Origin of the sequence: Glaciimonas sp. CA11.2, from assembly GCF_034314045.1 — a bacterium.
GTDB lineage: Bacteria > Pseudomonadota > Gammaproteobacteria > Burkholderiales > Burkholderiaceae_D > Glaciimonas.
The window spans coordinates 2350842-2372440 of the sequence record NZ_JAVIWL010000001.1 but is presented as its reverse complement, the minus strand read 5'-3'; the positions used below and the strand labels follow the sequence as shown (position 1 = coordinate 2372440).

Here is a 21599-nt window from a genome sequence, read left to right as displayed (position 1 = left end):
GATTCGGAGGTTGCGCCCCATTTTACCGGTATTTCAGCCCAAGTTTTCAATGACGACTGATTATCCCGAAACACCGCCTTCGTTAACGCATCCTTAATGAAACGGAGCAATCTCAGACTGGCGCCGGGTCAAATGATTTTTCACCGTCGAGCTGGGCTAAGCGCTGCTCGATCAACGCACAATAGTCGGGATTTAATTCAAATCCCACGAAGTTTCGACCGCAACGTCGGGCTGCAACGGCTGTCGTGCCGCTCCCCATAAACGGATCAAATACGACTCCTCCAGGCGGGCAGGATGCTTTGATCATACGTTCGACGATTTCTAATGGTTTTTGCGTGGGGTGATCTTCGCGTTCACGATGTTCACGATGCAACCGCGATACGCTCCATACGTCCTTCGGGTTATAGCCCAATTCCAGCCATTTTGCCCCAACGAATATGGATCGCGAACGGGCTTTCTTGGTTTCGACATCGTAAGGAATCCGGATCGCATCAAGATCGAAATAATGATCCTTGCCGCGTACAAAAAAACCAATGGTGTCATGTACCGAAGAGTAACGTCGAGTGCCGCCGCCCATGGAAGGCACGCGGCGGTCCCAAATAATCTCATTGAGCATCGTCATGCGCTGCTTCAGCATCACGAATATTTCTGGCGAGTATCGCCACGTAAGAAAAATATAAAGGCTGCCATTTGGCTTCAGCTTCGGTAGCGCCGCATCGATCCATTCTTCAGTCCAGCGCAAATAAGCAGCGGTATCCAGTTTGTCGGAATCATTGCCATAATCCTTGCCCAGACCGTATGGCGGGTCCGCGAGCAACAAATCAACCGAGCCATCCGGGATACGGGCCATGCCTTGTAAGGCATCCTCGCCATAAATTTTGTTTTGCCAGCTCAGCATTTCAACCGCGGCGTAGTCATCTGCACGATCATTTAGCGCTGTCTTTCAGGCGATACTCGGCTGAGCGCGCATGTGCTTGCAAACCTTCGCCATAAGCGAGTTCGGCTGCGATCTTGCCCAGCGTTTGTGCGCCGGCTTCGCTGATATGGATCATGCTTGAGCGCTTTTGAAAGTCGTAGACACCGAGCGGCGATGAAAACCGGGCAGTACGCGAGGTTGGCAACACGTGATTTGGACCCGCACAATAATCGCCCAAAGCCTCGGACGAGAAACGCCCCAGAAACATCGCACCTGCGTGACGAATCTGATCGGCCCATTGTTGCGGATCTGCGGCTGAAATCTCCAGATGCTCAGCTGCGATCAGATTGGCGATCTCACACGCGTGTTCCATGTCACGCACAGTAATCAGCGCGCCGCGATTGGTCAGCGACGTGCGAATGATGTCGTGTCTCGGCATATCCGCCAACAGGCGATTTATGCTGGCTTCGACCTTATCGAGGTAATTTGGGTCAGGACACAACAAAATCGACTGTGCCAACTCATCATGTTCCGCTTGCGAAAACAGGTCCATCGCGATCCAGTCCGGATCGGTCGTTCCATCGCAAATCACTAAAATTTCTGAAGGTCCGGCGATCATATCGATGCCGACGGTTCCAAACACGCGACGTTTGGCAGCCGCGACATAGGCATTTCCCGGTCCGACGATCTTATCGACCGGCGGGATAGTTGCCGTGCCGTAGGCCAATGCACCGACAGCTTGCGCACCACCAATGGTAAAAACCCGATCAACGCCTGCGATTGCAGCAGCGGCGAGCACCAGTTCATTTTTAACACCATCGGGCGTTGGCACGACCATGATGATTTCCTGGACGCCAGCGACCTTGGCGGGAATCGCGTTCATCAGGACCGACGACGGATAGGCGGCCTTGCCGCCCGGCACGTAGATACCGACGCGATCCAGCGGTGTGACTTTTTGACCCAAAACGGTTCCGTCTGCTTCGGTGTAGCTAAAGCCATCTGATCCGCATTCTTGCTTTTGACGTTCGTGATACGCGCGCACGCGGTCTGCAGCGGTTTGCAATGCAACACGACGTTCCGGTGTCAATTGCATCAACGCAGCCTGCAATTCATCCTGACCAATTTCCAACGCTGAGACGGTCTGCGCATCCAATCGATCAAACCGCTTGGTATAGTCTAAAACTGCCGCATCACCACGTACCTTTACATCGGCCAGAATCTGCGCAGCCGACTGGTCAATGGCATCATCTTCAGTCGCGTCAAATGCCAGCAGAGCCGAAAGCTGGGCTTGAAAATCAACATCGTTAGCATTCAGTTTTCTGATTTTTAGGGTCATGATTGTGTTCGCGATAGTTTCTTAAAGTGCTCTGGTTGATGCTTTCTCAATGGCTTCCAAAATTGGCTGAAGCTGCTTGTGCTTCAATTTCAACGCCGCCTGATTGACAACCAGGCGCGAAGAAATGTCCATAATATGCTCGACCTCAACCAGATGATTAGCGCGTAATGTGCTGCCGGTACTAACCAAATCGACAATCGCATCCGCCAAACCGACCAACGGCGCCAACTCCATCGAGCCGTACAATTTAATTAAGTCAACGTGCACACCTTTGGCCGCAAAATGGTCGCGGGCCGTCAATAAATACTTTGTAGCAACCCGCAGACGTGCACCTTGGCGCACCGCTTTTTCATAATCAAAACCCGCAAATACAGCAACCGACATTCGGCATTTAGCAATATTCAGATCGATCGGCTGGTAAAGACCCTCACCGCCGTGCTCAAGCAAAACATCTTTACCGGCCACGCCAAAATCGGCAGCACCGTATTGAACGTAGGTCGGGACATCAGATGCACGAACAATGATAACGTTCACCAATGGATCGTTGGTTGGCAAAATGAGCTTGCGCGACGTTTCCGGGTTCTCCGTCACGACAATGCCAGCCGCCGCCAGCAATGGCAAGGTTTCTTCGAAGATGCGCCCCTTGGACAATGCCAGGGTTAATTTTTGACTCATTTGTTTCTTTCAGTCACATTCAGCCGAATTTCGGCTTGAGAATCGGCTTGAGTATCGGCTTATGAATCGATTTACTTTATGCGTTCAATCTTAGCGCCAACTGCTGACAACTTCCGCTCCATTTGATCGTAACCACGATCCAGATGGTAAATCCGTTCAATCAATGTCTCGCCCTGCGCAACTAAACCAGCGATCACCAACGATGCCGACGCGCGCAAATCAGTTGCCATCACCGGCGCACCAAACAGTTTATCGACACCCTTGACCATGGCAGTATTACCCTGAACGTCAATCGAAGCGCCGAGTCGGCTCATTTCCTGGACGTGCATAAAGCGATTTTCAAAAATCGTTTCAGTCACATGACTAGTCCCGTCCGCAATCAGATTCATTGCCATGAATTGCGCCTGCATGTCGGTCGGAAATCCTGGATATTCAGTAGTGCGGAAGCTAACGGCTTTAGGCCGTGCTGCCATTTGAACGCGAATCCAGTCGTCGCCCGAAGTCAATATAACACCTGCTTCGCGCAACTTGTCGAGCGCCACATCCAGGGTATGACTACGTGTATTTTTCAACAGTACATCACCGCCAGTCGCAGCCACAGCGCACAGGAAAGTACCGGTTTCGATACGATCAGGAATGACCGCATGCGACGCACCGTGCAATCGTTCAACGCCTTGAATCACCAGACGATCCGTACCAATACCTTCGATTTTGGCACCCATCGCGACCAGCAAATGCGCGAGATCGGTCACCTCCGGCTCACGCGCGGCATTGTCGAGTATGGTTTCGCCGTCAGCCAGCGTTGCGGCCATGAGCAAATTTTCAGTACCGGTAACAGTGATCATATCGGTAACAATATGCGCACCTTTTAACTTTTTGGCCCTTGCATGGATATAACCCGCTTCGATGTTGATCTCAGCACCCATCGCTTGCAAGCCCTTGATATGTTGATCAACCGGACGCGAACCAATGGCGCAACCGCCTGGCAGCGAGACTTTCGCCTCACCAAAGCGGGCCAGCATCGGTCCTAATACCAAAATCGATGCGCGCATGGTTTTCACCAACTCATAAGGCGCTTCCAGATTGGTGATGGCATCGCCCTGCAATATCACTGAGTGGCCTTCCTGCTTGGTCTTTAAGCCGATCTGGTTCAATAGCTTTAGCATGGTCGAGACATCATGCAGGTTTGGCACGTTAGCCAACTCCAGCTGATCCGAAGTCAGTAAGCCGGCGCACAAAATCGGCAGCGCGGCATTTTTTGCACCAGAAATAATGATTTCACCAGACAGACGGTTACCGCCTTGAATCAACAATTTATCCATATTTACTCTTCTTAACTTTGATCAGAGGCCAATGCACTCTTTTTTTGAAACTCTTCAGGCGTCATGGTCTTCATCGACAGCGCGTGAATTTCTTCGCGCATGCGGTCACCCAATGCGGCATAAACGATTTGATGACGCTGAATCAGACGCTGTCCGGCGAAGGCTTCCGAAACAATTACCGCCGTAAAATGCTGGCCATCGCCCTCAACTTCCAGGTGCGAGCAAGTAAGGCCGGCCGCAATGTAGCTTTTGACGAGTTCGGGTGTGGGGAACATAATTAGAACCTGATTGATTTAAAACTGCATTAATTTGGTGGTGTCACTGAATTCAGTCAGTAGTGATTGATCTCAGTGAACGGAGTGGCGCAACTGTTTGATGAGTTCGTTCGAGGAACCTCATTAAAAACCAGCTTAATTCAAAACTGCCCTAGTTTAACGGTGTCACTGCGTTAAGTCACTAGTGACTTAACGCAGTGAACGTCATGGCTTAGATTTGTGGCTTAAGGCAGTTGCCCGACGTGATAGCCAAAATTAGTGGCGTAACTTATACCCTTGCTTCAACATCTGGACCGCTATAGTAGCCAGAACCAACAGGAACACCGAAATAATAGCGAGGCTAATAAACGGATTAACGTCGGACTGACCAAAAAATCCATAACGAAATCCGTCAATCATGTAAAAGAAAGGATTGAAATGGGAGACCGCTTGCCAAAATGGCGGCAGCGAATGAATCGAATAAAATACGCCAGCCAAAAATGTTGCCGGCATAATCAGGAAATTTTGGAACGCAGCCAACTGATCGAATTTGTCAGCCCAAATCCCTGCAATTAAACCCATAGTGCCTAAGAATCCTGCACCCAATACCGCAAAAATAACGATCCACCACGGCGCAACAAACGATAAATCAACAAAAAATCCCGTAATCAGCAGGACGCCGCCGCCGACAACGACACCGCGGACAACCGAGGCCAGTACATAAGCGCCGAACAATTCCCAGTGTGACAGCGGCGGTAGTAAGACGAATACCAGGTTACCAGTCATTTTAGATTGCGCCAAAGACGACGACGTATTGGCAAATGCATTTTGCAACACACTCATCATCACTAGACCAGGAACCAGAAACGCGGTGTATTCCACGCCCGGATACACTTGAACATGACCCTTCAAAGCGTGACCAAAAATCAGCAAATACAACATTGCCGTCAGAATCGGCGCGCCAACAGTCTGGGTGGCGACCTTCCAAAACCGCAATACTTCTTTATAAAATAACGTTTGAAAACCAATCATCGGGCACCGCCCATGTTTATTCCGTCCACGCTTTTACCATCCATAATTTGCAAAAACACGTCTTCCAAATCGGCCTGCTGCAAATACATGTCATCAATGACGACGCCAGCGGTCCGTAAGGTCGCCAAAATCGGCTCGACTTCGTTAAACGCGGTAACCCGTAAGGCAAACTTACCCGCTGCTTCATGGCTACCGGCTTGCAATACTAGCGGATGCAAAGCCTCTGGCAATGACACACCTGGGAGCAAATGCACAATCAATTGTGAACCTGATATGCGTTTTAATAAACCAGCAGTTGTATCGAGAGCAACTACTTTGCCCCGTTTCAACATCGCGATGCGATTACACTGTTCTTGCGCCTCTTCCAGGTAATGCGTGGTCAACACCACTGTATGACCGTCGCGATTCAACTGGGAAATAAATTTCCACAAAGTCTGGCGTAATTCAACGTCAACACCTGCTGTCGGCTCATCGAGCACTATCACGGGTGGTTTATGCACAAGTGCTTGCGCCACCAGAACCCGACGCTTCATACCGCCAGATAGCGTGCGCATATTGGCATCGGCTTTACTGGTCAGATCGAGATTTTCCATTACCTCGTCGATCCACTTATCATTATTTTTCAGTCCGAAATAGCCGGATTGCAAACGCAATGTCTCACGTACGGTGAAAAATGGATCAAATACTAATTCTTGCGGTACGACGCCAAGCTTACGACGCGCGTTCCGAAAATCACTGATCACGTCGTGACCATGAATGTTGACGGTACCTGTATCAGCCCGATTCAATCCGGCAATAATCGAAATCAGAGTCGTCTTCCCTGCGCCGTTAGGCCCAAGCAACCCAAAGAACTCCCCTTCTTCGATAGTAAGAGAAACATCATCCAATGCTTGCAATGACTGGTAACGTTTTTTGACGTTGGTAATTTGTATGGCCGCCATAGTGGCTCGATTTACTCTTAAAAGGGATAGCGCGCAATGACACTACAATGAAATTGTGATGCACGGAACCCTCAATTATAGGGGATTTCCCGAAAGGCAACCGGCTATGGGCACAAACCCAATCTGAAAGCGAATAACTAAATACGTTTTTAATCCACAGTTTGCCGCAAATTCGTATTGCACTCAGGCACAAATGAATAGGGAAACAGGGGCAGAATTGAGGAGATAACAGAAGGCAAAAGCAATGCTAAAGATCAGTGATGTGGGGTCACGGGGGAGTCGATCATGATCGGTTGTGTCGCAGGGGACAGCAAATCCGATACACCATATAAATCAATCAGGCTTTCCAGATTGGAAGGCAAGCTGGAGAAGTGGAGCGAAAGCCCTTGATTGAGCGCGGCACATTGCCACGCAAGCAACGTTGCTACTGCGGCAGAATCTACCGCCACCACGTCGCCCAAATCAATTTCGGTCTCGCCGCCAGCGATCGCCCGAAGTCCCGCTTCAAGGGCGAGTTTGGCGTTACTGACAGTAAGAGAATGAGAAGGCCTGAACATGGTGGTCGATCAATAATATTTAACTATGTTTAACTGCTAGATAGTGACTAATTCAAAAACTTACTGACACTTATTAATTTTAAGTTTATTGATACAAATTTATTTAGTTACGCCTGATAAACACATTAAGTGATTATCTCTAATCACTTAATCAGGCAATTTAATTATTTGCTATTTTTAGCGGCGAGGGATTTATTCTTGTCAGTTAACATTTTAATCAGACCATCCATCCCCGAACGGCCGATTTCTGAAGCAAAGGTCCCTTTATAAGACTCAACGAGCCATGCGCCCAATACGTTGACATCATAAATTTTCCAGCCGTCTGCCAGCTTTTCCATGCGGTAATTAAGTTGAATAGGCTCGCCACGGGGTTGAATCACTTGCGAACGAACTTCAACGTCTGTATCTGTAGGACTTCCACGCATTGGCTTGAAGTCAATTTTTTGATCACGGACTTGCGCCAAAGCGCCAGAATAAGTAAAGATCAGCAGACTACGGAACTGTGCGGTTAACTGTTTTTTCTGGTCAGGCGTTGCTTCTCTCCAAAAACGCCCTGCAGCAAGCGACGTCATGCGGTCGAAATCAACGTATGGAATAATTTTTTCTTCGACCAGCGAGAGAATGCGTTGCTGATTGCCACCCTGGATGCTCTTATCGGCTTTAGCAGTATCAATAACCTCGTGACTAATGCGCTGAACCAGCGCATCTGGCGCCTCCTGAGCAAAAGCAGAACCAGCCAATGTCATAGCACCAAGTGTCATGGCTAACGCCAAATATTTTTTTATAGTATTCATATTTTAATAACTTTACGCAATGTTTGTTGATGGGCAGAATGTATTTCACATCCAAACTGTAACGCGAACTGTAACGTTTACTATGACGCCGCATTCCTTAACTTGTTCCGGCGTAAGGATTGCCTAATAAAAATAGTTGTAACCATTTCCTACGCAACCACCGAAAAATCACCGCTATTAGTTGTCTTCTTTATTTGGACCATCGATTTGACTTTGACGGCGCTGCGTATACGCATCACGCACAAATTCATATTTATCAAGGGCCGCATCTTCAAGTAATGTAGAGGCATCAAGTAAGTTAGCACGCTTGTCAACCAAACGTACCACCGATCCGGTATTACGCCAGCGCACTGGATATTTGTAAGTCCAGATATCACCGTAGAAATCTACTGGCAACGCCGCTGCATCACGAATATTGGATGGACCAAACAACGGTAACACCAGATAAGGACCTGAACCGACGCCCCATACGCCTAGCGTTTGACCAAAATCTTTGTTCTTTTTTTGTAAGCCAGCTGCCGAACTGACATCCAGCAAACCGCCCAGACCGAACGTAGTATTGACTGCTACCCGCATCACGGCCGTCGTACCATCCACACCGTTGCCCTGCAAGTAGCCGTTAGCTGCGCTCCATACATCAGCAAGGTTACCAAAAAAGTTATTAACCCCGGTTTGTACAAAAGACGGCAACCAGTTTCTATACGCAGTCGCCACAGGCTTCAAGGCAATTTGATCGAATTTATCGTTCACTGTGAACATCGCCCGATTGAAGCCTTCCAGCGGATCCTGTGGATTGCTGGCGCCACCGGTGGTTGCGCAACCGCTCATGACCGCTACAACAGCTAAAGCACTAACGAGCGTCGTGGTTTTCATTGGGAACTATCCTTTCCGTCCGCTGCCTTGCTATAAATAAGCTGACTGATCAGATTCTCTAGCACGATCGCTGATTGTGTCATTTTGATGTTTTCTCCAGCGACCAGATCTTTGGTATCGCCGCCAGCTTCTATGCCGATATATTGTTCACCCAACAAACCCGCGGTCAGAATTTTGGCCGAGCTGTCTACCGGAAATTTGTAACGCTCATCCATATTTAACGTTACAACAGCTTGAAAGTTTTTGTCGTCAAAATTGATCGCACCCACCCGCCCGACAACAACACCCGCACTCTTCACAGGCGCGCGTGGCTTCAGACCGCCGATGTTATCGAACTTCGATATCACGGGATAACTGGCCTGAAACGATGCGCCACCCAAATTACCGGCTTTAAAAGCCAGAAAAATAAGTGCCAGCGCACCAAACACGACGAATAAGCCGACCCAACCATCCACAGATTTTTGTTGCATATTTATCACCTTAAGAATGCCAGCCGAAGCACTTTGTCTGCCTCGATATACTGCCATAGGTACTAATAAAAAGTATCGAACGACACAATGCGTTACCAAATAACTACATCGATCGTCGCTCTAAGCGGCGTTTTAATTAAACATTAATGCAGTTAACAAGAAGTCCAGTGCCAACACAGTCAGGGACGCTATCACGACGGTTCTTGTTGTTGCACGCGCAACACCTTCTGGAGTTGGCTTGGCCTCATAACCTTGATACAACGCGATAAAAGTCACTGCTACCCCAAACACGGCACTTTTCAGGACCCCGTTAGCGACGTCTTTCCAAACATCGACGCCTGCCTGCATTTGAGACCAGAAAGAACCTTCATCAACACCAATCAAACGTACACCAACAACGTAGCCGCCCAAGATACCGAGCGCGCTAAAGACCGCTGCCAGCAACGGCATTGCAATAATTCCGGCCCAGAAGCGCGGTGCGATCACGCGCTGCAAAGGATCAACCGCCATCATTTCCATCGCGACCAACTGCTCGCCAGCTTTCATCAGCCCGATTTCGGCAGTCAGCGATGTACCAGCGCGCCCGGCAAACAGCAACGCCGTCACTACCGGACCCAACTCACGTACCAGCGACAGGGCGACCAACAAACCCAGCGCCTGTTCGGAGCCATACTTATTGAGCGTGTAGTAACCCTGCAAACCCAATACAAATCCGATAAACAGACCCGACACACCAATGATCAGCATCGAATAATTACCGATGAAATGGATCTGATCGGTAATTAGTCGAGGGCGCTTTAGCAAGCCTCCGGAAGCCCGCAAAATGGCAAAAAATATCCGCGTCGCTCTACCAATGCCAGATACGGTTTCACGCACACTCCTGCCAACTGACTCAAATAGTCTAACGATCACGGACGCGCCTCCAGGCCAAGATCGGCCGCGAACGACTTACCTGGATAATGGAAAGGCACCGGACCATCTGCTTCCGCGTAAACGAATTGCTTCACAAACGGGTCGCTTGAGGCTCGCATTTCATCCGGCGTGCCGTGGGCAACGATCTTCCCTTGCGATAGGAAATAAATATAATCTGCAATAGCGAACGACTCGTCCACATCGTGTGACACCACGATTGAAGTTGAACCTAATGCATCATTGAGCTTACGAATCAGTGACGCGGTCACGCGCATCGAGATAGGGTCCAGTCCGGCAAATGGCTCGTCATACATGGTTAAGCATGGATCTAGCGCTACCGCACGGGCCAACGCGACGCGACGCGCCATCCCACCGGATATTTCAGACGGCATAAGTTGTGCTGCATTGCGCAAACCGACAGCCTGTAATTTCATTAACACCAAGTTGTTTAATAATTCATCTGGCAAATCGGTATGCTCACGTATCGGAAAGGCGACATTTTCATATACCGACAAATCGGTAAATAAAGCACCATTCTGAAACAACATACCCATCTTACGTCGCATAGCGTACAAATCTGACTTGTTAAGCGTAGCGACTAATTGATCGTTAACAACGATTTTCCCGCCGTTTGGCTGCAATTGGCCGCCAATCAGTCGCAAAATGGTCGTTTTTCCTGATCCGGAGCCACCCATGATCGCGATAACTTTTCCTCGCGGGAAGTCCATACTAAGGGACGATAAGATCGGCCGATCACCATAGCTAAACTCCACATCTCGGATTTCGACAATATTACCCACTAAGCCCACCGTTTAGATCAAAGGCGACATTGTAGTGCACTTGCAACATTAGAGTTTGATCCGACGACATAAAATGCACCTTAAAGATATAAAAAACAAGTTCTCATAAGAAATAAACAATTCAATCTTAATATAAAGATTGAATTGCGCTGCATAAATCTATCGTAACAAAAGACTGTGGGTATCCACACCAAACATTGCCAATAATACAATTTATATTTATTAATTGGCCGATTTTGCGGCTTCTGTTCTACAAAAATAAAAAAACAGGTCCGCATGCTAGATGCGAACCTGTTTTTGTCAATAAGGCCAAATTCATTTAGTTCTGCTATTGCTCTATATTGTTTACAGCGCAATCGTAGTTAAAGGAAAAAGGTCGTTACAACCTGTTTTACAAAGGCAGTACTGATGCGCCCATCAGGAACTCATCGACTGCACGTGCACACTGACGACCTTCCCGAATTGCCCAGACCACTAATGACTGACCGCGACGCATATCACCCGCCGCGAATACTTTATCGACCGAGGTTTTATACGAACCATCGCCATCGGTCGTTGCTTTGGCATTGCCCCGGGCGTCTTTATCAACCCCAAACGCCTCCAGCACTTGGGCCACAGGAGAGACGAATCCCATCGCCAAAAATACCAGATCCGCCTTCATTTCAAATTCGGAATTCGGCACTTCCTGCATCTTGCCGTCCTTCCATTCGACGCGGGCAGCAATCAGCTTTTCAACCCGACCATTTTTGCCCTCAAGACGCTTAGTCGCAACCGCCCAATCACGGTCACAGCCCTCTTCGTGCGACGAAGATGTACGCAATTTGATTGGCCAATATGGCCATACCATCGGCTTGTTTTCTGTTTCTGGTGGCTCTGGCATCAACTCGAATTGCGACACCGATGTTGCGCCTTGACGGTTAGACGTACCAACGCAATCCGATCCGGTATCACCGCCGCCGATAACAATCACGTTTTTCGCGCCAGCCAGAATTTGATCCTTGACCTTATCGCCGGCATTGATCTTGTTTTGTTGCGGCAGGAAATCCATCGCGAAATGGACGCCCTTCAATTCCCGACCAGGCACTGGCAAGTCACGTGGCTGCTCGGCACCACCAGCAATCACCACTGCGTCAAATTCTGCCTTCAACTCTTCCGGAGAAACTGTTTTTTTAGACCAATTATTCACATTAGCAGGAAAATCCTTACCGACCAAAACGCCGGTACGGAAAACAACGCCTTCTTCTTCCATCTGTGCGACGCGACGGTCAATATGGCTTTTTTCCATTTTAAAATCAGGAATACCATAACGCAGCAAGCCGCCGATACGATCGCTCTTTTCAAATACAGTCACATCATGTCCGATGCGCGCTAGCTGTTGCGCTGCCGCCAGACCTGCTGGGCCGGAACCAACTACCGCGACTTTCTTACCGGTCTTTACCAGCGCTGGCTGTGCGACAACCCAACCGTTTTCCCAGCCTTTATCGATGATGAAATGTTCAATCGATTTGATCCCGACCGGATCATCGTTAATCCCCAGCGTACACGCGCTCTCGCAAGGCGCAGGACAAATACGACCGGTGAATTCCGGGAAATTATTGGTCGAATGTAGTGTGTCCAGCGCTTCCTGATACGCGCCGCGATACACCAGATCATTCCAGTCAGGAATAATATTATTCACGGGACAACCGTTGTTGCAGAACGGAATACCGCAATCCATGCAGCGTGCGCCTTGTACCTTGGCTTCTTTATCGCCAAGCTGCAAAATAAATTCTTTGTAATGTTTCTTACGTGCCAGCGGTGCCTCGTACGTCTCTGGCATGCGGCTATATTCCATGAAGCCCGTTACTTTACCCATTTTCCACTCACATTCTTAGCTAAGCGATCCACCCTGCATTGATCCACATGGCATCCGGATTTTTGTGATCCGGATCCTTGCTCACTGTTCATTACAAAGGGGTCGCGCAGTAAATCGATATCGTTATATTGGCCTCACACTGCCGGATTCGGAGAATCCAAACAGCCTGAAGCCAACCTTAAAATTAAGCGACGACTTTTTCCTTGGCTAATGGCGCAGCGTCTTTCGCTGCGTTCAACTCACCGAGTGCGCGCTTATATTCTGTCGGGAATACCTTGACGAATTTTGCGCGCGAAGCGACCCAGTTATCCAGCAGATAACGCGCACGCGTGCTGCCGGTGTACTTGAAATGACGCTCGATCAAGCCCTTCAAAATCGCTTCATCAGTTTGCGCTTCATCAGCACGGGTTGTCGCATGCCAGATCGCATGGTCGATGGTCGCTTCCTGCTCGCCTTGACTCAGTACTTTCTCCAACGTGACCATCGACAAGTTGCACTGCGATGCAAACTGCGCATCAGGATCGTAAACATACGCCAGACCACCTGACATACCGGCTGCAAAGTTTCGGCCAGTTTCGCCCAACACCACTACCGTGCCGCCGGTCATGTATTCACAACCATGATCGCCAGTTCCCTCGACCACTGCAATGGCGCCCGAGTTACGTACTGCGAAGCGCTCACCAGCTACGCCGTTCAGGAAAGCTTCACCGGCAGTTGCGCCGTACAGGACGGTGTTGCCGGCAATGATATTATCCACTGCCCGACCACGGAACTCGGTGTTAGGACGAACGATAATGCGTCCGCCCGACAATCCCTTACCGACGTAATCGTTGCCTTCGCCCACCAGATCAAGTGTAATCCCGTGCGCCAAAAACGCACCGGCAGATTGACCGGCAGTACCTTGCAACTGGATATGAATGGTGTCGTGCGGCAGACCGTCGTTACCATATTTCTTGGCAACTTCACCTGACAACATTGCACCAACGGTTCGGTTCAAATTCTTGATCGGCGAAATAAACGATACGCGCTCACCCTTATCGATCGCGGCTCTGGCTTGTGCAATCAACTTATGATCCAGTGCCTTGTGCAAGCCATGATCTTGCTCTTTGGTGTGGTAATAGACTTCGCCTTCTGGCAGCGCTGGCTGATAGAAGATTCTTGAGAAGTCCAGGCCCTGCGCTTTCCAATGCGAAATCGCTTTCGCTTTATCGAGGAAATCTGAGCGTCCGATCAAATCGTTGAAATTGCGAATACCAAGTTGTGCCATGATCTGACGCACTTCTTCGGCAATAAAGAAGAAGAAGTTAACCACGTGTTCCGGCTTGCCGGAGAACTTGGCACGCAATACAGGATCTTGTGTCGCCACACCAACCGGACATGTATTCAAGTGGCATTTGCGCATCATGATGCAGCCTTCAACGACCAGCGGTGCAGTCGCAAAACCGAACTCATCCGCGCCTAACAGAGCACCGATAACAACGTCACGGCCGGTCTTCATCTGACCGTCAGCCTGCACCCGAATACGGCTACGCAAACCATTCAACACGAGTGTCTGCTGGGTTTCTGCAAGACCTAATTCCCACGGTGAACCGGCATGTTTGACGGATGACAATGGCGACGCGCCCGTGCCACCATCGTGACCCGCGATCACAACGTGATCAGACTTCGCTTTAGCGACACCGGCGGCGATCGTACCAACGCCAACTTCCGACACCAGCTTGACCGAAATCGACGCTTTTGGATTGACGTTTTTGAGATCGTGAATCAGCTGCGCCAAATCTTCGATCGAATAAATATCATGATGCGGCGGCGGTGAAATCAATCCCACACCCGGCACGGAGAAACGCAATCGCGCAATGTATTCAGACACTTTATGACCCGGTAGCTGACCGCCTTCGCCCGGCTTCGCGCCTTGTGCCATCTTGATCTGAATCTGGTCGGCAGAAGTCAGGTATTCGGCGGTGACGCCGAATCGTCCAGAGGCGACTTGCTTGATTTTTGAGCGTAGCGAATCACCGGCAAGTAATGGTGTATCGACCTCAATATTCTCAGGACCAATCACCGATGCCAGCGTGTCACCCTTCTTGATCGGAATGCCCTTCAACTCCTGACGATAACGATTCACGTCTTCGCCGCCTTCGCCGGTATTCGACTTGCCGCCGATACGGTTCATGGCAACTGCCAACGTGGCATGCGCTTCTGTCGAGATCGAACCCAGAGACATCGCACCGGTCGCAAAGCGCTTGACGATTTCTTTTGCCGACTCGACTTCATCCAGCGCAATAGCCTTGCTTGGATCGAGCTTGAACTCAAACAAACCACGTAGCGTCATATGACGCTTGGTTTGGTCGTTGATCAACTGCGCGTATTCTTTGTAGCTGTTGAAATTATTAGAACGGGTCGAGTGCTGTAATTTAGCAATCGCGTCCGGTGTCCACATATGCTCTTCACCGCGAATACGATACGCATATTCGCCGCCGGCATCAAGCGCATTAGCCAGCACCGGATCATTGCTAAACGCAGCACGGTGCAGACGCAGCGCTTCTTCAGCAACTTCAAATACGCCGATACCTTCAACGTTCGATGAGGTGCCTTTGAAGTACTTGTCGGTCATGTTTTTGTTGAGGCCGATAGCTTCAAAAATCTGTGCGCCACAATACGACATATACGTCGAAATACCCATCTTCGACATGACTTTTAACAAGCCTTTACCGATGGCTTTTTGAAAGTTATAGATCGCTTTTTCTGGCGACAACGCGCCTGGCAAACCGTGCGCCATTTCACTCAGCGTATCCATCGCCAGGTACGGATGAATTGCTTCCGCGCCGTAACCGGCCAACAATGCAAAGTGGTGCGTCTCACGTGCTGAACCAGTTTCAACCACCAGACCTGTCGAAGTGCGCAAACCCTTGGTAACCAGATGTTGATGAATTGCAGAAGTTGCCAGCAAGGCCGGAATGGCGACTTGTTCAGCGTCGACCTTACGATCAGAAATAATCAGAATGTTGTGACCTGATTTAACCGCATCAACGGCTTTAGCACACAACGAGGCCAGACGTGCTTCGATGCCTTCTTTACCCCAAGCGACGGGATAGCAAATGTTCAGCTCATGCGACTTAAACTTGCCACCGGTATGGGCACTGATATTGCGCAACTTGGCAATATCCGCGTAGTCCAGAATCGGTTGCGATACTTCAAGGCGCATCGGTGGATTGATGTTGTTGGTATCAAGTACGTTTGGCTTCGGTCCGATAAAAGACACCAGCGACATCACCATCGCCTCACGAATCGGATCGATCGGCGGATTGGTTACTTGCGCAAACAATTGCTTGAAATAGTTATACAGCGTCTTGTTCTTATTGGACATGACAGCCAGCGGCGAATCATTGCCCATCGAACCAATCGCCTCTTCCGCATTAGCGGCCATTGGCGACATCAGGAACTTCAAATCTTCCTGCGTGTAACCAAACAATTGCTGACGATCCAGAAGTGGAATTGTCGAGCCGGATTGCGCTGGCTCTTCCTTCAACGCGTCGAGCTTAATACGCACCGACTCAATCCATTGCTTGTATGGCTTGGCATTGGCGTACATGTCCTTGAGTTCTTTGTCGTCGATGATGCGACCGGCATCAAGGTCGATCAAAAACATTTTACCGGGTTGCAAACGCCATTTTTGAATGATCTTTGATTCAGGAATCGGCAAGACGCCGGATTCGGATGCCATCACGACCAGATCATCGTCAGTGACGATATAGCGCGCCGGACGCAAACCGTTGCGATCCAGTGTTCCACCGATATGACGACCATCCGTAAACGCCATCGCGGCAGGGCCGTCCCACGGCTCCATCATGGCAGCGTGATACTCATAAAATGCACGTCGATTGTCATCCATCGTGGTGTGATTTTCCCACGCCTCGGGAATCATCATCATCATCGCTTGCGCAATCGGATATCCCGCCATCAACAACAACTCAAGCGCGTTATCGAAGCATGCAGTGTCGGATTGGCCTTCATAAATCAGTGGAAACAACTTCTGCAGATCGTCGCCCAACACAGCCGATTTCATCACACCTTCGCGCGCACGCATCCAGTTAAAGTTACCTTTAACGGTGTTGATTTCGCCGTTATGGGCGATCAGGCGGTAAGGATGGGCCAGTGGCCATTCAGGGAACGTATTGGTCGAAAACCGTTGGTGAACCAGCGCCAACGCTGAAATACAGCGCGGATCTTGTAAGTCCTTGTAATACACGCCAACTTGCGTCGCCAACAAAAGACCTTTGTAGACGACGGTACGGGCTGACATTGACGGCACGAAAAATTCTTTGCCGTGCAATAGGTCTAAGGCTTGAATCGCGTGACCGGAAGATTTGCGGATAACATACAGCTTACGTTCAAGCGCATCGGTGACCATGATGTCTGGACCGCGACCGATGAAAATTTGACGGATGACCGGCTCTTTTTCACGCACAGTCGGCGACATTGGCATATCGACATCAACTGGCACATCGCGCCAACCCAACACGACTTGACCTTCGAGCAATACGGCGCGCTCAATTTCCTGCTCACAGGCGATGCGTGATGCGTTCTCTTTAGGCAAGAAAACCATGCCGACGCCAAACTCACCCGGCGGTGGCAACGCCACACCTTGCTTCGCCATTTCTTCACGATAGTATTGGTCTGGAACCTGAATCAGGATACCAGCACCATCACCCATCAATTCATCCGCGCCAACCGCACCCCGATGATCCAGATTTTTCAGGATAAGCAAACCTTGCTCAACGATAGAGTGGCTTTTGTTGCCTTTAATGTGCGCGATGAAACCGACACCACAAGCGTCATGTTCATTTTTCGGATCGTATAAACCTTGTGCGGGCACAGCATGTGACGTTTGCCCCAATTGACTCTTTTGCATTCCGTGCTCCACCACTCTATCAGTAAGGTTATAAGAATAGAACAGAGTCGAACAGACTACAACTAGAATAATTAGGGTCAGAGTAGCATTAAGCAAGCTTAATTTTTTGAAATATTAAATTAGGGACAGAGTGAATATAAACACAGATTAATTAGCCGCGACGTAGAGGCCATAACGGACATCATCGGAGGCGCGTATTAGTGCCAATCATTGTATTTTTAATGGTTCAATCCGCAGCAGTAGTGGCCACTATTTTGAAGGGGCGCCCTCGCCTCGCCGGACGCACCCGCTGGTTGTATTGTTGCTCCAAGCGAAACTTGAATGCTTCCGATCCAAGTACCCAACCTTTTCCGACCGCCTTAATTAATCCATCATCCCAAGGAAGAGTAAGTACTTGCTCAGCAAGTTCTTTATAGGTAGCTTCCCGGTCAAAAGGGGTATTCCCCAGCGCCCAGTAAAGGGGATGATCGGAAATTAGCGGATCGGATTTAACACCGACATGATGCAAATAACTCGACCAGGCAAACTGCCCCAACACCACTTCCAAACCGTCGTGAGCCGGATAACAATCAATTGCCAGACTGCATTTCATCAAATATTGCTCGGGATCGATGACTGCCGCCTTGTAACGCCCTTGCCAGAGCGTACCAACCCGTGCATATCGTTGGTTAAAGTACGGTACATAGTAGCGCCCTACCCACTGCATCATGCGCGCTAATCCTTCTGCGTCGGATGGAGTTGCCAGTAGTTGGATTTGGTTTCCCATCAAAAGGTAAGCGTGAATCCCCACCTTAAACTGTCGCGCAGCAGTCTTCAGCCAGTTATAAAAGGCAAGATAGTCTTGATTATCGCGAAAAATGGTTTGCTGATCGATGCCACGCTGAATCAGATAATGTGGCTGATGAGGAGCTACTAAACGGGCAAGGCGAGCCATAACGAGCAACACTTCAGTTGTAGATACATCATTTTATCTGGATAACTGACTCTGACCCTGATTAATTACGATCTGATTTCTGCCCAATTAACCGATCGGGATCATGGTTCAACCAGATCCGGATTGCGCTGTCAGGCAGACGTGTATGCATGTTTATCTGCCAGCAATATCGCACTACCGCAGCAACATTACTTAATCGGGTCTTCAGCAAGCAAGCGACCGAAGCCGCCATTATCAATAAGAATTTGCAACTCACTGGCTCCGCCAATCAACGTGCCGCGCACGAACACCATCGGCAAAGTACTCCATCCGCTCCACATTTTGAGAGCACTGCGCCGACGCCAGCCCTTTAGATAACTGCCATATTCAAGATACATGTAAGGCGTGCCGAGCGCGTCCAGCGCCTTGCGTGCTTTCTTTGGAAAAGGATTCTGCGCCATGCCAACAACGACCACCGGATGCGCCGCAATTGCCGTCTGTACCTCCTGCACGATATCAACATTTTCCTGCGATATTTTGCTCCGAATAGCGGGGTGAATGTGTAATTCATCAAGAATACTGCGGCCCATTTGGCACTCCTTAGCGAATAGCGATGATGTTGGAAGCCCACAGATTCTGGGAGTTTAGACGGGAAAATGTATTTGACGCGGCATCCATTTGACTAAATACCAACCATTGCGCTGACATAAACTACCACAGCGCTAACTACGGAATCAATTTCATGCCTTCAATTTGGTATAAAGGGTTTCCACCTTCTCGCGTGCCCAAGGTGTTTTTCTGAGAAATGTCAGGCTGGATTTAATACTTGGATCGCTCTGAAAACAACGTATATCAATGAGTTGGCCCAACTTTTCCCAACCGTAATGATCGACCAAGGCGATCAAAATGTTTTCGAGGGTGATGCCGTGCAGCGGGTTTTGTGGATTTTCTTGGGACATAGTCGCTTCTGGTAAACTGTGGAAATGGCAAATTGTGGCATGGTCAACGGCAGGGAGCGGCGTGGGTTCATGCTTTGTTTTAAGGTGTGGCAGCAAGGTTCGCTCTGCAACATATCGTTCTACAGCCAATTCTTCCAGCAGTCGAACTTATCCTTTAACGATGACCGACTTAAGGGGAGCATCTCAATAGATATGAAGCCCTCGTCCGGCCCCAACCTGCTTTTAGCTGCTTTGTTACCCAAGTTGTTACCAGCGTTGTTACCTTCATTCTTACTTTATTTATTATTCAATTTTAAGAATGCGTTTGTCAATGTATATGCAGCATCCTCATATCCAACGCACTTTTCAGGACTATTACCATGCCTCACGTGAGCATTAAAATGACTCAGGACGGAACCACCAAACAAAAAACTGCACGCATTACCGGAGCATCCCAATTGTTAGCCAATGGACTGCGCAAACATTCACTCACTCGCGTGATCGTTGACGATAAAGTCGGCAACAACAATTGGGTAATCGGCAGAGAAAGCCTTACCATACAGCGGAGGGAGGGCAAATAATGCCCGCCGTCCTGTCAACAGAAGAAATGTCGTCAGCAGTCATGCGCAAGGAAGCATTGTGGGTTGCGCTCTCTGGAGCACTAACGCTGGCTGTCGCCATGGGAATCGGGCGCTTTGCCTTCACACCGCTGCTACCCATCATGCTGCACGATGGCGTGATCAATCTCACCACGGGCGGATGGCTGGCGACCGCCAACTATATCGGCTATTTTATTGGCGCAATGCTATGCGTCATATTGCGCGGCAGTCCAACCCATTTTATTCGCTTCGGATTGATCGCCACCGTATTACTGACGCTTGGCATGGGGTTGTCGAACGCCCCCGATCTGCGGTTGCTCATCTTATTGCGCACGCTATCCGGCATCACCAGTTCACTCGTATTTGTATTTGCATCCGGCTGGTGTTTACAGCGCTTGACCCAACTCGGCGCTCCAGCTTTAGGCGGCATTATTTACTGCGGCCCTGGCATCGGCATTTTAGTGACTGGTTTGCCGGCCAGCACAATGGTCGCGCACGATTGGTCGGCGGCGCAGGGATGGCTACTTTTTAGTGCGTTAGCGCTCGTCCTCAGTGCAAGCGTGTGGCGCACTTTTTCTAAGTCTGCCGATACGCCAGCACCATTTGCCGAAAGCATTCATGCATCGGAACCACTTCAGGTCAGACGCCAGGCCACCGAATTGGTACTGATCTATGGAGTGGGTGGATTTGGCTACATCATCACAGCCACTTTCCTGCCAGTCATAGCGCGGCAGGCTTTGCCCCACTCGCATTGGCCCGATTTACTCTGGCCTCTGTTCGGCATCGGTGTTGCGATAGGTGCGCTGCTCGGTACCCGCATACCGATGCGCTACGACAACCGCCTGTTACTCGCGATTTGTTATGTGCTGCAAGCGATTGGAGTGATGATGGGAACTGCGTTGCCGACGGTATCAGGCTTTGCAATTGGTTGTCTGTTACTCGGCCTGCCATTCACCGCCATCACACTGTTCGCGATGCGCGAAGCACGGCGCTTGTATGGCGATCATGCGCGTAGCCTGATGGGTTGGTTGACAGCCGTTTACGGCTTGGGCCAAATTATTGGACCTCCGCTAGCCACTTATCTGGTAAAACGTACTGGGTCGTTCACAGCATCGCTCAGTGTTGCTGCCCTAGCGTTGCTAGCTGGCGCATGCTTGTTTGGAATGATGGTCTACAAGACGAAAAAAGCGCAAACCTGATAATAAAAATCCTGACAGAATATTTTGCCAGGATTTTTTTACTCAACCATCAAGCGTATTGCTAATGCCATTAGCGCTATCAGTTATCGCTATTGTTGAGCGTCGGTTTTAATCGCCACAAAACGCTGTGTGATTTTTCCGTCGCGTTCGATCTCTTCAAAAAAAACGCTGCGGGGCCGCGTCCAGATTGCGCCATTCGCCGCGCGATAGACGATCATCGTCACCGTCGGATCAGACTCCAGCGTGGCTTCGCAAATGAAGTCATAAATGCCACCTTTAAAATGCCGATACTGCATTAGTA

21 protein-coding genes are annotated in these 21599 nt (G+C 49.6%); 2 read left to right on the top strand and 19 right to left on the bottom strand.

The genetic code is table 11. The features are described 5' to 3' along the window. Nucleotides 1-112 precede the first annotated feature (112 nt). The 18 genes from RGU75_RS10120 to RGU75_RS10035 form a co-directional block, all read right to left on the bottom strand. On the bottom strand, nt 113-898 hold the full coding sequence (locus tag RGU75_RS10120) for a site-specific DNA-methyltransferase (protein ID WP_322235526.1): 786 nt from the start codon (nt 896-898) through the stop codon (nt 113-115). Between the two features lie 28 nt (nt 899-926). Then, on the bottom strand, nt 927-2252 hold the full coding sequence (hisD, locus tag RGU75_RS10115) for a histidinol dehydrogenase (protein ID WP_322235524.1): 1326 nt from the start codon (nt 2250-2252) through the stop codon (nt 927-929). A 21-nt stretch (nt 2253-2273) separates the two neighbouring features. Then, nucleotides 2274-2927, bottom strand: a complete 654-nt coding sequence (hisG, locus tag RGU75_RS10110; RefSeq protein WP_322235521.1) for an ATP phosphoribosyltransferase — start codon at nt 2925-2927, stop codon at nt 2274-2276. A 71-nt stretch (nt 2928-2998) separates the two neighbouring features. Continuing rightward, nucleotides 2999-4249: a UDP-N-acetylglucosamine 1-carboxyvinyltransferase gene (gene murA / locus RGU75_RS10105; protein WP_322235518.1), complete on the bottom strand. Its 1251-nt coding sequence runs from the start codon at nt 4247-4249 to the stop codon at nt 2999-3001. Nucleotides 4250-4260: 11 nt separating this feature from the next. After that, nucleotides 4261-4524 carry a BolA family protein gene (locus RGU75_RS10100; protein WP_322235516.1) on the bottom strand — a complete coding sequence of 88 codons (264 nt, stop codon included), beginning with the start codon at nt 4522-4524 and terminating at the stop codon, nt 4261-4263. Nucleotides 4525-4779: 255 nt separating this feature from the next. Further along, nucleotides 4780-5535 carry an ABC transporter permease gene (locus tag RGU75_RS10095; RefSeq protein ID WP_322235513.1) on the bottom strand — a complete coding sequence of 252 codons (756 nt, stop codon included), beginning with the start codon at nt 5533-5535 and terminating at the stop codon, nt 4780-4782. Further along, nucleotides 5532-6476, bottom strand: a complete 945-nt coding sequence (locus RGU75_RS10090; protein ID WP_322235511.1) for an ABC transporter ATP-binding protein — start codon at nt 6474-6476, stop codon at nt 5532-5534. Before RGU75_RS10090 ends, RGU75_RS10095 begins: the two co-directional genes overlap by 4 nt. 254 nt (nt 6477-6730) lie before the next feature. Continuing rightward, nucleotides 6731-7033: an STAS domain-containing protein gene (locus tag RGU75_RS10085; RefSeq protein WP_322235509.1), complete on the bottom strand. Its 303-nt coding sequence runs from the start codon at nt 7031-7033 to the stop codon at nt 6731-6733. Nucleotides 7034-7197: 164 nt separating this feature from the next. Beyond that, a complete protein-coding gene (locus RGU75_RS10080; protein ID WP_322235507.1) occupies nt 7198-7827 on the bottom strand; it encodes an ABC transporter substrate-binding protein in 630 nt (209 codons plus the stop codon). A 177-nt stretch (nt 7828-8004) separates the two neighbouring features. Beyond that, nucleotides 8005-8700, bottom strand: coding sequence for a VacJ family lipoprotein (locus RGU75_RS10075; RefSeq protein ID WP_322235505.1), 696 nt, complete (start codon nt 8698-8700; stop codon nt 8005-8007). Then, nucleotides 8697-9170, bottom strand: a complete 474-nt coding sequence (mlaD, locus tag RGU75_RS10070; RefSeq protein WP_322235503.1) for an outer membrane lipid asymmetry maintenance protein MlaD — start codon at nt 9168-9170, stop codon at nt 8697-8699. The genes RGU75_RS10075 and mlaD overlap by 4 nt, the downstream gene beginning before the upstream one ends. A gap of 132 nt (nt 9171-9302) precedes the next feature. Continuing rightward, nucleotides 9303-10079 carry a lipid asymmetry maintenance ABC transporter permease subunit MlaE gene (mlaE, locus tag RGU75_RS10065; protein WP_416186861.1) on the bottom strand — a complete coding sequence of 259 codons (777 nt, stop codon included), beginning with the start codon at nt 10077-10079 and terminating at the stop codon, nt 9303-9305. After that, entirely contained in the window at nt 10079-10882 is an 804-nt protein-coding gene (locus RGU75_RS10060) for an ABC transporter ATP-binding protein (RefSeq protein ID WP_322235499.1), read from the bottom strand. Before RGU75_RS10060 ends, mlaE begins: the two co-directional genes overlap by 1 nt. 391 nt (nt 10883-11273) lie before the next feature. Beyond that, entirely contained in the window at nt 11274-12737 is a 1464-nt protein-coding gene (locus RGU75_RS10055; protein WP_322235497.1) for a glutamate synthase subunit beta, read from the bottom strand. Nucleotides 12738-12921: 184 nt separating this feature from the next. Further along, on the bottom strand, nt 12922-17613 hold the full coding sequence (locus tag RGU75_RS10050; RefSeq protein WP_322240407.1) for a glutamate synthase-related protein: 4692 nt from the start codon (nt 17611-17613) through the stop codon (nt 12922-12924). A gap of 262 nt (nt 17614-17875) precedes the next feature. Further along, nucleotides 17876-18583, bottom strand: coding sequence for a transposase (locus tag RGU75_RS10045; RefSeq protein WP_322235495.1), 708 nt, complete (start codon nt 18581-18583; stop codon nt 17876-17878). Nucleotides 18584-18771: 188 nt separating this feature from the next. Then, nucleotides 18772-19152 (bottom strand): glutaredoxin, encoded by a 381-nt coding sequence (locus RGU75_RS10040; protein ID WP_322235493.1) that lies wholly within the window; start codon nt 19150-19152, stop codon nt 18772-18774. A 150-nt stretch (nt 19153-19302) separates the two neighbouring features. Further along, nucleotides 19303-19521: a VF530 family protein gene (locus tag RGU75_RS10035; protein WP_322235491.1), complete on the bottom strand. Its 219-nt coding sequence runs from the start codon at nt 19519-19521 to the stop codon at nt 19303-19305. Between the two features lie 359 nt (nt 19522-19880). Between RGU75_RS10035 and RGU75_RS10030 the strand changes: the two genes are divergently transcribed. Further along, nucleotides 19881-20081 carry a hypothetical protein gene (locus RGU75_RS10030; RefSeq protein WP_322235489.1) on the top strand — a complete coding sequence of 67 codons (201 nt, stop codon included), beginning with the start codon at nt 19881-19883 and terminating at the stop codon, nt 20079-20081. After that, nucleotides 20081-21298 carry a YbfB/YjiJ family MFS transporter gene (locus RGU75_RS10025; protein WP_322235487.1) on the top strand — a complete coding sequence of 406 codons (1218 nt, stop codon included), beginning with the start codon at nt 20081-20083 and terminating at the stop codon, nt 21296-21298. The genes RGU75_RS10030 and RGU75_RS10025 overlap by 1 nt, the downstream gene beginning before the upstream one ends. Before the next feature lie 89 nt (nt 21299-21387). Here the strand turns inward: RGU75_RS10025 and RGU75_RS10020 are convergent, their stop codons facing one another. After that, complete coding sequence (locus RGU75_RS10020; protein ID WP_322235485.1) at nt 21388-21594, bottom strand: DUF1653 domain-containing protein; 207 nt, start codon at nt 21592-21594, stop codon at nt 21388-21390. Nucleotides 21595-21599 lie beyond the last annotated feature (5 nt).